The 13,038-nt window shown below is 73.7% G+C and carries 3 protein-coding genes; all 3 read right to left on the bottom strand.

Annotated elements, in window-relative coordinates; all coding sequences use genetic code 11:
* Positions 1-57 precede the first annotated feature (57 nt).
* Entirely contained in the window at positions 58-10,653 is a 10,596-nt protein-coding gene (locus OG737_RS27035; protein ID WP_405677477.1) for an amino acid adenylation domain-containing protein, read from the bottom strand.
* A gap of 170 nt (positions 10,654-10,823) precedes the next feature.
* Positions 10,824-11,855, bottom strand: coding sequence for a guanitoxin biosynthesis L-enduracididine beta-hydroxylase GntD (gene gntD, locus OG737_RS27030; protein ID WP_405922087.1), 1,032 nt, complete (start codon positions 11,853-11,855; stop codon positions 10,824-10,826).
* Between the two features lie 38 nt (positions 11,856-11,893).
* Entirely contained in the window at positions 11,894-13,003 is a 1,110-nt protein-coding gene (vioD, locus tag OG737_RS27025) for a capreomycidine synthase (RefSeq protein WP_328928814.1), read from the bottom strand.
* Positions 13,004-13,038 lie beyond the last annotated feature (35 nt).

Genomic DNA, 13,038 nt, shown 5'->3' with positions numbered 1-13,038 from the left:
CGGGGCGGGGTGGTGCGTCCGGCGCCAGGTCGGGCGCACCACCCCCCGTGAACCCGGTCAGCGCAGGTGGGCGGCGAGGACCGGGCCGATCTGCGCCAGGGCCTGCGGGGTGGTGAAGCGGCTGTGCGGGATGTCCAGCGGGTGGTTCTCCACCGGGCCGTCCATGTGCTCGGCCCACAGCTCGGCCAGCGGGGTGCCGTCGGCGCCCCGGCCCGGCAGGGCCTCGAAGAAGAGCACGGGGCCCCGGTAGCGGCCCGGCTGCTCGCCCCGGGCCAGCACGAGGTTGTTGGCGGTCACCTTCACCAGCCGGCCCAGTGCCGCCGGGTCCAGCCCGCCCAGAACGCTGCCGCGCTCCCGCAGCAGCTCCAGCACGGCGTCGGCGGTGGGAAGTCCGTCACCCAGGACGTCAGCGCCGTCCTCGCCGTCCTCGCCGTCGACGCCGTCCGCCGGATCAGCGGCGAGCGCGCCCAGCTCGTCGAGGTCGAGTCCGTCCAGGGCCAGCGAGAGGATCTCCGCCTCGCTGGGCTGCCCGGCGTGCCGGAAGCGTCCGGTCGGGTGCGAGTCGAGCATCGCCAGCAGCGCCACCTCCTCGCCCGCCTCCTGGAGCTGGCGGGCCAGCTCGTGGGCCACCGTGCCGCCGAAGGACCAGCCGAGCAGGTGGTACGGCCCTACGGGCTGCACCTCGCGGATCAGCCGCAGGTAGTCGGCCGCCATCTCGGGTACGGAGCCCGGCAGTTCGCCCTCGCCGTCGAGCCCGCGGGCCTGCAGTGCGAACAGCGGCCGGTCTCGGTCCAGGTGGCGGGCCAGCCCGGAGTAGCACCAGCCGAGGCCGCCTCCCGGGTGCACGGCGAACAGCGGCGGACGGGTGCCTCCGGTACGCAGCGGCAGCAACTGACCGAGACCGTCGGAGGCTTCGGTGCCGCCCCAGGCGTTGATCCGTTCGGCCAGCAGGGCCACGGTCGGGGTCTCGAACAGGGCCCGCAGGCCGATCTGGATGCCCAGTTCCTCACGGACCCGGGCGGTCAGCCGGGCGGCGAGCAGGGAGTGGCCGCCGAGGTCGAAGAAGTTGTCGTCGATGCCGATGTGGTCGACGGCGAGGGTGGTGGCGAAGAGGCCGCAGAGGACTTCTTCCTGGGGGGTGCGGGGGGCCCGGGTGGGGGTGGTGGCCGTGCTGGGGGCGGGGAGGGCGCGGCGGTCGAGTTTGCCGTTGGGGGTGAGCGGGAGGGTGTCGAGGAGGACCAGGGCGGAGGGGACGAGGTAGGCGGGCAGGTGGGCGGCGGCGTACGCGCGCAGTTCGGCCGGATCCGGGACGGTGACGGCGTCGCTGTCGCTGTCGCTGTCGCTGTCGGTGGCGGTGGCGGTGGCGGTGGCGGTGGCGGTGGCGGGGACGAGGTAGGCGACCAGGCGCTGGTCGCCGGGGTTGTCCTCGCGCAGCAGGACGGCGGCCTGCGCGATGTCGGGACGGCTGGTGAAGTGCGCCTCGATCTCGGCGGGTTCGATACGGAAACCACGCAGCTTGATCTGGTCGTCGGTACGGCCCAGGAACTCCAGCCGCCCCTCACCCCGCTCGTCGTACTGCCAGCGGCCCAGGTCACCCGTGCGGTACATCCGCCCACCCGGCTCACCGAACGGATCCGGCACGAAACGCTCGGCGGTCAGGGCCGGACGGCCGAGATAGCCGCGGGTCACCAGGTCACCGGCGATGAAGAGTTCGCCGCCGACCCCGACCGGGAGCGCCCGCAGGGCCTCGTCCAGCACGTACATCCGGGTGTTCCAGATCGGCCGTCCGATGGTGATCACACCGGAGGGCGCGGTGTCGCCGGGCCCGATCCGGAACTCGGTGCAGCCGACCGTGGTCTCGGTCGGGCCGTACTCGTTGATCACGGTTGCGCCCGGGTGCCGCCGCCGCCACTCGTCCAGCACCTCGCCCATCAGGGACTCGCCGCCGAGCACGAGCTGCTCGCTGGGCGAGAAGCGCTCGGGCAGCGCGGTCAGCAGGGCCAGGTGACTCGGGGTGGCCTTGACGAAGCTCGGACGGTCGAACTCTCCCGCCGTGGGCGCCTGGTCGTCCAGCTCGATGAGCTGCACGGTGCCGCCACTGGTCAGCGGGGCGAACAGGCCGGTCACGGTGAGGTCGAAGGAGACCGGCGAGTGCACCAGCGCCCGGCCGGCCACGCTGCCGTAGGCCTCGCGGGCCCAGGCCAGGTAGGCGTCCAGCGAGTGGTGCTCGACCACGACGCCCTTGGGGCGTCCCGTGGAGCCTGAGGTGTAGATCACGTAGGCCGGGTTGCGCAGCGACAGCGGCGCCGACCGGTCGTCGTCGGTGAGGTCGTGAGCGGGCAGGGCGGCCAGCGCCGCGGCCGTGTCCGGCGCGTCGAGCAGCAGGTGCGGGTGCTCGGTGACGGGCAGTTGAGCGGCAGCCTCGACGGTGGTGAGCACGCACAGGGGCCGGGCGTCGGCCAGGGTGTAGGCGATCCGCTCGCCCGGGTGGGTGAGGTCGACGGGCAGGTACGCCGCGCCGGACTTGAGTACCGCCAGCACGGCCACCAGGGTCTCCACCGAGCGCGGCACGGCCAGCGCGACGAAGTGTTCGGGGCCCGCACCCTGCGCCACCAGGTGGCGGGCCAGGCGGTTGGCGGCGGTGTCGAGCTGGGTGTAGCTGAGGCTGCCGGTGTCGCAGACGACGGCGGTGGCGTCGGGTGTACGGGCGACCTGAGCGGCGAACAGTTCGGGCAGGGTCCGGCCGGGGAGTGCGCGCGACGGGCCGTTCCAGTCGGTGAACAAGGCCTTGCGCTCGTGCTCGGCGAGCAGGTCGATGTCGTGGAGGGGGGTGTCGGGGTGTTCGGCGGCGGTGGTCAGGATCCGCTGGAACTGGTCGGCCAGCCGCGCGATGGTGACGGGCTCGAACAGATCGGCGGCGTACTCGACGGTCACCGTCAGCCCGCCGGGAACGCCGTCGGCGGTGTGGTGCTCGGTCACGGTGAACGACAGGTCGAACTTCGCGGCGCTCTCCGACTCGATGTCGGTGGCGGCGGCTTCGGCGCCGGCCGCGGTGGTGCTGTTGAACGTGAGGATGGTCTGGAAGAGCGGGTGGCGGTGGGGCGTGCGGCTGGGGTTGAGGGCTTCGACGAGACGCTCGAAGGGGAGGTCCTGGTGCGAGAGGGCCGCGAGACCGACGTCACGGGTACGACGGAGCAGCTCGGTGTGGGTCGGGTTGCCGGCGGTGTCCGTCCGCAGGACCAGGGTGTTGACGAAGAAACCGATCAGCTGGTCCAGGTCACGGTGGGTACGGCCAGCGGTGGGAGTACCGATGGGCACATCCGTGCCGGCGCCGTTACGGGTCAGCAGCACGGCCAGCGCCGCGTGCACCGCGTGGAAGAGCGTGGCCTGGTGGGCACGGGCATGAGCCGTGAGGTGCCGGTGAACCGCGGAATCGGTGTGCGTGGTGTGCGTACGGGCCCGGTGCGTGGGATGCGCGGGCCGCGTGTGGTCGGCCGGAAGGGCGATCTCCTCCGGCAAGCCGGCCAGCTGGGCCGTCCAGTGGGCGAGCTGCTCGTGCAGGGGCGTACCGGGAGTGTCGGGGTCGCCCAGGTGGCGGTGCTGCCACAGCGCGTAGTCCGCGTACTGCACCGGCAACGGCGACCAGTCAGGGGTTCGAGCGTGACTCCGGGCCTGGTAGGCAGCGGTGAGGTCCTCGGTCAGCGGACGCATCGAGAGGCCGTCACCTGCGATGTGGTGCAGTACCAGGACCAGCAGGTGGTCGTCCGGCGCGAGGGTGAAGAGCGCTGCGCGCAGCGGGAGTTCACCGGCGAGGTCGAAAGGCCTGGCCGAGAGCTCCGCGATCCGCGCCCGGGCACCGGTCTCGTCGGTCTCCACCAGGTCGAGGGGCACCAGCGCCGGAGCCGCGGGCAGGACGAGCTGGCACGGCCGGCCGTCGGTCTCGGGGAACACCGTGCGCAGGGTCTCGTGCCGTCCCACCACGTCGTCCAGGGCGGCCCGGAGCGCGACGGCGTCCACCGACTGGGTCAGCGGCAACACCACCGGGATGTTGTACGAGGCCCGCTCGGTCTCCTCCATCCGGTTGAGGAACCACAGCCGGGCCTGTGCGTACGAGAGCGGGATGCGCGCCGGGCGGGGCTCGGTGCGCACCAGCGGCGGCACTGCGGTGGCGGGCAGGGCCCGGCCCAGCCGCTCGGCCAGCGCCGCGACCGTCGGCGCCTCGAACAGGTCACGGACACCCACCTCCGCGTCCAGCTCGGCCCGCACCGCCGCAACCAGCCGCATCGCCAGCAGGGAATGGCCGCCGAGGTCGAAGAAGTTGTCGTCGATGCCGATGTGGTCGACGGCGAGGGTGGTGGCGAAGAGGCCGCAGAGGACTTCTTCCTGGGGGGTGCGGGGGGCCCGGGTGGGGGTGGTGGCCGTGCTGGGGGCGGGGAGGGCGCGGCGGTCGAGTTTGCCGTTGGGGGTGAGCGGGAGGGTGTCGAGGAGGACCAGGGCGGAGGGGACGAGGTAGGCGGGCAGGTGGGCGGCGGCGTACGCGCGCAGTTCGGCCGGATCCGGGACGGTGACGGCGTCGGTGTCGCTGTCGGTGGCGGGGACGAGGTAGGCGACCAGGCGCTGGTCGCCGGGGTTGTCCTCGCGCAGCAGGACGGCGGCCTGCGCGATGTCGGGACGGCTGGTGAAGTGCGCCTCGATCTCGGCGGGTTCGATACGGAAACCACGCAGCTTGATCTGGTCGTCGGTACGGCCCAGGAACTCCAGCCGCCCCTCACCCCGCTCGTCGTACTGCCAGCGGCCCAGGTCACCCGTGCGGTACATCCGCCCACCCGGCTCACCGAACGGATCCGGCACGAAACGCTCGGCGGTCAGGGCCGGACGGCCGAGATAGCCGCGGGCCAGTCCGGCACCGGCGATGAACAGCTCGCCCGGCACGCCGGGCGGCACCTGTCGCAGCGCCGCGTCCAGCACCTCGACGCGCATGTTGTCCAGCGGTCGGCCGATCGGCACGGTGCTGCCGAGCGCGTCCCCCGCGGTGATCGAGTGCCGGGTGGCGAAGACGGTGGTCTCGGTCGGGCCGTAGCCGTCGACCACCCGCAGCCCCGGGTGCACGGCGAGCACGCGACGCACCGCGGCCGCCGGGACCACGTCTCCCCCGGTCATCACCTCGCGCACGCCGGCCAGGCTCTGCGGCGCGTCCTCGGCGAGCAGCCGGAACAGACCGGCGGTCAGCCAGAGCGCGGTGACCCGGTGCTCGGCGATCAGCCGCCCGATCCGCTCGGCGTCCAGATCACCGGCGGGTGCGACCACGACCTGACCGCCGCTCAGCAGCGGCACCCACAGCTCGTAGGTGGCCGCGTCGAAGGCCTGCGGGGAGTGGAACAGCACCCGCTCGTGGTGGCCGTCCCGCTGCCACCAGCGGTCGGCTGCCAGCGCGGCCACGTCCGCGTGGGTGACGGCGACGCCCTTGGGGGTGCCGGTGGAGCCGGAGGTGTACATCACGTAGGCGAGCCGGTCCGGCTGGACGGCCGGGACGGGCCGGGCGGGGGCGTCCGGCAGCGGTGCCGAGACGTCCACCACCCGCACACCGGCCGCAGCCCGGGCCCGGACGAACGGGAGGTCGCGAGTGGCGGCGTCCACCAGCAGCAGTTCGGCGCCGGTGTCGGCCATCACCAGGGCCATCCGCTCGTCGGGCCAGCTCTCGGACAGCGGTACGTACGCGCTGCCCGCCCGCACCACGGCCAGCGTGCTGACCACCAGCTCCGCCGAGCGCTGCTGGAGCATCGCGACCCGGCGTTCCGCACCCGCCCCGAGGGCTACCAGGTGGCGGGCGAGACGGTCGGTGACGGCGTCGAGCTGGGCGTAGCTGAGGGTGCTGGTGTCGCAGACGACGGCGGTGGCGTCGGGGGTGCGGGCGACCTGAGCGGCGAACAGCTCCGGCAGGGCGGCGGCGGGCAGCGGGTGGACGGCTCCTGTGGACAGCCCGGCCAGTTCGGTCCGGCCGGTCCCGCCCAGCAGGTCGATGTCGTGGAGGGGGGTGTCGGGGTGTTCGGCGGCGGTGGTCAGGATCCGCTGGAACTGGTCGGCCAGCCGCGCGATGGTGACGGGCTCGAACAGATCGGCGGCGTACTCGACGGTCACCGTCAGCCCGCCGGGAACGCCGTCGGCGGTGTGGTGCTCGGTCACGGTGAACGACAGGTCGAACTTCGCCGCGCTCTCGAACTCGACGTCCTGACTGATGTGTTCGGTGCTCGCGGCGGTCGTGTTGTTGAACGTGAGGATGGTCTGGAAGAGCGGGTGGCGGTGGGGCGTGCGGCTGGGGTTGAGGGCTTCGACGAGACGCTCGAAGGGGAGGTCCTGGTGCGAGAGGGCCGCGAGACCGACGTCACGGGTACGACGGAGCAGCTCGGTGTGGGTCGGGTTGCCGGCGGTGTCCGTCCGCAGGACCAGGGTGTTGACGAAGAAACCGATCAGCTGGTCCAGGTCACGGTGGGTACGGCCAGCGGTGGGAGTACCGATGGGCACATCCGTGCCGGCGCCGTTACGGGTCAGCAGCACGGCCAGCGCCGCGTGCACCGCGTGGAAGAGCGTGGCCTGGTGGGCACGGGCATGAGCCGTGAGGTGCCGGTGAACCGTGGAATCGGTGTGCGTGGTGTGCGTACGGGCCCGGTGCGTGGGATGCGCGGGCCGCGTGTGGTCGGCCGGAAGGGCGATCTCCTCCGGCAGGCCGGCCAGCTGGGCCGTCCAGTGGGCGAGCTGCTCGTGCAGGGGCGTACCGGGAGTGTCGGGGTCACCCAGGTGGCGGTGCTGCCAGAGCGCGTAGTCCGCGTACTGCACCGGCAACGGCGACCAGTCAGGGGCGTCCCCGTGGGTGCGGGCGTGGTAGGCGGTGGTCAGGTCGTGGGTCAGCGGTCGCATGGACCAGCCGTCACCTGCGATGTGGTGCAGTACCAAGACCAGCAGGTGGTCGTCCGGCGCGAGGGTGAAGAGCGCTGCGCGCAGCGGGAGTTCACCGGCGAGGTCGAAAGGCCTGGCCGAGAGCTCCGCGATCCGCGCCCGGGCACCGGTCTCGTCGGTCTCCACCAGGTCGAGGGGCACCAGCGCCGGAGCCGCGGGCAGGACGAGCTGGCACGGCCGGCCGTCGGTCTCGGGGAACACCGTGCGCAGGGTCTCGTGCCGTCCCACCACGTCGTCCAGGGCGGCCCGGAGCGCGACGGCGTCCACCGACTCCGCCAGCCGCAGCACCACCGGCATCGTGTACGCGCTGGCCTCGCCCTCCATCCCGTTGAGGAACCGGAGCCGACGCTGGGCGAAGGAGAGCGGCAGCACGTCCGGGCGCTCCGCCCTGACCAGCGGCGGCACTGCGGTGGCGGGCAGGGCCCGGCCCAGCCGCTCGGCCAGCGCCGCGACCGTCGGCGCCTCGAACAGGTCACGGACACCCACCTCCGCGTCCAGCTCGGCCCGCACCGCCGCAACCAGCCGCATCGCCAGCAGGGAATGGCCGCCGAGGTCGAAGAAGCTCTCGTCGATGCCCGGCTCCCGCTCGGCGCCCAGCACCTCGGCGAAGATCCGGCACAGGGCGGCTTCCCGCTCGTCGCGCGCGGCCCGCCCGGTCCCGGCCTCCTGGCGCGGCGGAGCCGGCAGGGCGCGACGGTCCAGCTTGTTGTGCGCGGTGAGCGGCAGCGCGTCGAGCACCACCAGCGCGGACGGCACCATGTAACCGGGCAGCGTCTTGGCCAACTCGCCGCGCAGGTCGGAGGGTTCGATCTCGGCGCCGGGCAGCGGGACGAGGTAGCCGACGAGCTGCCGGTCCCCCGGCCGGTCCTCGCGGACCACCGCGGCCGCCGCCGCCACCGGCTCCAGGGCGGCCAAGGCCGCTTCCACCTCGCCCAGTTCGATCCGGAAGCCGCGGATCTTCACCTGGTCGTCCAGCCGCCCGAGGAACTCGACCGCGCCGTCCGGCAGCCGACGGGTCAGGTCGCCGGTGCGGTACATCCGGGCGCCCGGCGCACCGGTCGGGTCGGGCACGAAACGCTCGGCGGTCAGGCCCGGGCGGCCCAGGTAACCCCGGGTGACCTGGGCGCCGCCGATGAACAGCTCGCCCGGCACCCCGACCGGGACCGGCTCGCCCCGGCCGTCCAGCACGTAGGCCCGGACGTTGCCCAGCGGGCGGCCGATCGGCACGGTCGAGGTACGGGCGAGCTCCTGTGCCCGCGGGCGGTGCGTGGTCACGCCGACCGTGGTCTCGGTCGGCCCGTAGTGGTTGAGGACCTCGCACTCGGCCCGGCCCAGAAGTTCGCGCACGAAGCTGCTGGTCGAGCCCTCGCCGCCCAGGATCAGGCCCCGGCGGGGCAGCACCCGGTTCTCGGCGCCCGGCCCCTCCAGCGCCGCCAGGTGCGAGGGGCTGATCTTCAGGTAGTCGATCGCGTGCTCGGCGAAGTACGCGGCCAGCAGTCGCCCGTCCGAGGCGGTGTCGGCGTCCACCATGTGCAGCGTGCCGCCGCCCAGGAGCGCGGAGGAGAGGACGGTGACGCAGGAGTCGAAGGTGAACGGCTGCACCATCGCGTACCCGGCCGCTTCCAGGCCCAGCGCGGACACCACGGCGGTGTGGTAGTTGAGCATCTGCCGGTGCTCGACCACCACGCCCTTGGGCCGGCCGGTGGAGCCGGAGGTGAACAGCACGTAGGCCGCCTGGCCCGGGTCCACGGCCACCTCCGGGGCGGTGTCGGGCTGCGCGTCGAGAGCCAGGTCCTCCACCGCGACCGACCGCACCCCGGACGGCAGCCGGCCGGCGAGGGCGGCGCGGGTGATCACCACGGGGGCGGCGGTGTCGGCGAGCATCATCGCCATCCGCTCCTGCGGCTGGGCCGGGTCCACGGGCACGTAGCAGCCGCCGGCCTTGAGTACGGCGAGCAGCGCGACCACGGTCCAGGACCCGCGCTCCAGGCAGATGCCCACGGGCGTCTCGCTGCCGACGCCGAGCGCGCGCAGGTGGTGGGCCAGCCGGTTGGCCAGCCGGTCCAGTTCGGCGTAGTGGTGGGTGCCGTCGGCGCCGACCACCGCGACGGCGTGTGGGGTGCGGGCGGCCTGTTCGGCGAAGCGGCCGTGGAAGGTCCCGGCGGGCACGTCGAGGGCGGTGGCGTTCCAGGTGTCGAGCAGCAGTGTGCGCTCTTCGGCGGTCAGCAGCGGCAGCCGGCCGACCGGGCGGTGCGGGTCGGCGCAGACCTCGCGCAGCAGGGTGGCGTAGTGGGCGAGCAGGCGCTCGGCGGAGCGCTCCTCGTAGCGGTCGGTGCGGTGGACGAGGGTCAGCGTCAGGGTGTCGCCGCTCTCCGAGACGGTGAACGTCAGGTCCCGCTTGGCGTCGGCCGGGCCGGCCGCGTCCAGCGGGCGCAGTACGGGTCCGCCGGAGTCGGCCCCGTCCTGGGCGGTTTCCGGGGCGGCCTGGTCGAGCACCAGCATGGTGCGTGCCAGTCCGTCCGGCGAGCTGGACCGCAGCTGTGCGGCCAGCTGCTCGAAGGGCACCTCCTGGTGCTGGAAGTCGCGTCGGGTCGCTTCGGTGGCCCGGTCCAGCAGCTCGGCGAAGGTCGGCTCGCCCGACAGGTCGCCGCGCAGCAGCAGGGTGTTGACGAAGCAGCCGATCAGGCCTTCCAGCTCGCTGCGCCCGCGTCCGCCGACCGGGGTGGCGATGACCGGGTCGGGGCCGCCGCCGTACCGGTGCAGCAGCACCTGGAGCGCCGCGAGGGACACCGTGAAGAGGGTGGTCCGGTGGCGTACGGCCAGGGCGCGCAGGCCGGCCGCGACCTCGGCGGGCAGCTCCAGGCTGTGCGTTCCGGCGGCCGCGCCGCCCTCCGGCCGGCCGGTGGCGGTGGCGGGCGGCGGGGTGTCGGTCAGGCCGGACAGCCGCTGCTGCCAGTAGCCGAGGCTCTCCTGGTGCGCGGCGCCGCCCAGGCGGCCGCGCTGCCAGGCCGCGAAGTCTCCGTACTGCACCGGCAGCGGCGGCAGTGCCGCGTCGGCGGGCCCGTCCGCCAGCCGGTAGGCCGTCGCGGCCTCGGCGAGCAGCACATTCACCGACCAGGCGTCCGAAGCTATGTGATGGATCGTCAGCAACAGGACGTGTTCCTGCTCCCCGGTGCGCAGCAGCGCGGCCCGCAGCAGCGGCCCGGCCGCCAGGTCGAACGGGGTGTGCGCCTCCTCGGCCAGCCGGGCGCGCACCCGCGCCTCGGCCTCGTCCGCCGCCACGGCCCTAAGGTCGGTCACCGGCAGCTCGAACCCGGCCTCCTCGTGCACCAGTTGAACGGGCATGCCGTCGGGTCCGGCTGCGAAGGTGGTGCGCAGCACCTCGTGCCGGGTGATCACCGTGCGGAACGCCCGGGCCAGCCGCTCGGCGTCGAGCGGGCCGGAGCAGGTCACCGCCATCGGCACGTTGTACGCGGCCGACTCCGGGGCGATCTGCTGGGCCAGCCAGATCTGCTCCTGGGTGAAGGACAGCGGCACCGGTGCCCCCTCGGGGCGGCGCGGCACGCCGGCGGGCGCGGCCGGGCGCCGGGCCAGCCGCTCGCGCAGCCGGGCCTCCAGCCGGGCCCGCTGCTCGGGCGGCAGCTCGGCGATGCGGCGGGCGGTGTCGGCGGTGGCGGCGGCGGTCTGGGTGGTGCTCACGGTGCTCTCCTCGGAGAAGGTCAGGCGGGCCCTAAGGCCTGTCTTTCGGATCAGGCCGGATCAGCCCGCGGCGTCCGGTGCCGTGCCCGGCATGATCCGAAAGACAGGCCCTGAGGCCGTGGGTGGAAGGCGGAGTTCTGTCGGCGGCGGACGGGGCCGACGGGCCCTGGTCAGAACAGGACGCGGGATGCGGCGGTGGCCCGCGCGTCTCGGGACCTGCGCAGGTCGCGGGCGACGTTGACCCGCTTGAGCCAGCGGTCGGTGCCGTCGAAGCGCGCCGCGAAGGAGCTGCGGCCGTGCACCGCGCGGTAGTTGTCGACGAAGACGATCTCGCCGGAGGACAGGGCGGCGCCGCCCAGGCGGCGGTCGATCTCGTCCGAGAGCCGCTGGAGGGCGTCCCGGGCCTGCGGGTCCAGCCGGTCCAGGTCCATGAAGTACGGGTCCAGGCACAGGTACGGATCGGCCGGTGAGCCGAACAGCACCGGTACCGGTGCCGCGTCGTCGCGCATCTGCTTCAGGCGCTCGTACGCCGCGTCCAGCAGCCGGGTCCCGCCCTCCAGGGGGCGTCCGGGACCGGCGTCGAGCATCTGGAGGTGCGAGTTGTCGGGCAGCATGTAGAAGCGCGGCTCGGCCAGTACCCGCCGGTCCTCGGCGGAGATCTCCAGGTCCTGCACTCCGACGAAGGTGGTCGGCACCCGGTCCGGGTTGCGCAGGCAGAGCAGGCCCACGTAGTCGCCCCGGTAGGGGTGGAAGGCGTCCTCGACGTGCCAGAAGATGGTCTGGTTGCTGCCGGTGCCGATCTGCTCGTCCTCGTGGCCCTTGACCGGCAGGACGTCGTGCACCAGGTAGCCGTCCTGCTGGGTGGCCCAGGCGACCGGCTCGCCGAGCAGCGCCCCGCACAGCAGCAGGAAGATCTCCTCGCGCAGGGCCGGGGAGACCCCGGTGCGGTGCTGCCAGTGCGCCGGGGTGGCGCCGATCCGGTCCTGGTCGACGCGGTAGCCGGAGACCACGCAGGCTCCGGCCGGTTCGTGCAGCCGGAAGTCGGTCAGGAAGCGGCGCAGCGCGAGCGGCAACCGGTGGGACTGGAGGGTCAGTTCGTCCTGGAGGGTCTGGTCCTCGACGCTGTCGTGCCGCTCGGCCAGTTCGTCGAGCAGGGCGGCGATCGCGTCGGCGTCGGCGGGGTCGAGTGTGAGGGTGTGCATGGGGTGGATCACCTCGGTGGTCGGGTCTGCGGAGGGGGTCAGCGGGGTTCGGGCAGCAGCGCGGCGAGCCGGTCGAGTCCGGCGGTCAGCTCTGCGGCGGCGCCGCCGAAGCCGAGCCGGATGTGCCGGGGGGCGCCGAAGCAGATGCCGGGTACGACCAGCACGCCGTGCTCGCGGTCGAGCCGGTCGGCGAACGCCGTCACGTCCGCCACCGTGGTCAGCTCGGGGAAGGCGGTGACCCCGCCGGCCGGCAGGTCGGCGGACACCCGGTCGCGGTGCGCGGCCAGCCAGTCGGCGAGCACCGCCCGGTTGGCGGCGGCCTGGGCCAGCCGGGGGCGCAGCAGTTCGTCGGCGTGCCGGACGGCGTGCGTGGCCACCGCTTCCACGAGCGGGGAGAGGGCCAGGCTGGTGTAGTCGCGGCGGCGCACGCAGCCCGCCAGGACCTCGGGCGCGGCGAGCGCCCAGCCGACCCGCAGGCCCGGCAGGCCGTACGCCTTGGACAGGGTGCCGAAGGAGATCGCCCGGGGGTAGCGGGCGGTCGGGTCGGGCAGCGGCGGACGGTCGTACACCAGGTGCTGGAAGGCGCTGTCCCAGGCGAGCCAGGTGCCGTACCGGGCGCAGGTCTCGATGACGGCGGCCTGCTGGTCCTCGGTCACCGTGGCGCCGGTCGGGTTGTGCGGGAAGTTGACGACCACCATGGCGGTGTCCGGGCCGATCAGCGCCAGCAGCTCGTCCTCGTTGGTGACCACGCCGTGCTCGGTGCGCATCGCCCAGGGGACGATCCGGCAGCCCAGCGAGGCGGCCACCTCGACGAGCGCGTGGTAGGCGGGGGCCTGCACCACGACCTCGTCGCCGGGCTTCAGCAGGGCGTGCATGACCAGGTAGATCGCCTCGCTGGAGCCCTGGGTGGCGATCACCGAGCCGGGGTCGGTGCCGTGCCGTTCGGCGAGCGCGGCGCGCAGCGGCTCGCCGCCCAGTGAGTGGCTGTCGCGGAACATGACGTCGCCGAGCGAGGCGGCGCTGGTGCCGGCCAGGGCGAGGACCTGGTCGACGGTGTAGTTCTCGACACCGCTGCTGCTGATGTCGTAGGTGGTGGTGAAGTACCGCTCGCGGAGCCAGTCCTCCAGCAGTGCCGGGGCGATGGGCATGGGTTCCTCCGGTGGCCGGATCGGCCGGGGTTGGA

The sequence above is a fragment of the Streptomyces sp. NBC_00122 genome, from assembly GCF_045160845.1.
Classification (GTDB): Bacteria; Actinomycetota; Actinomycetes; order Streptomycetales; family Streptomycetaceae; genus Streptomyces.
This window is presented reverse-complemented; position numbering and strand designations above follow the sequence as displayed.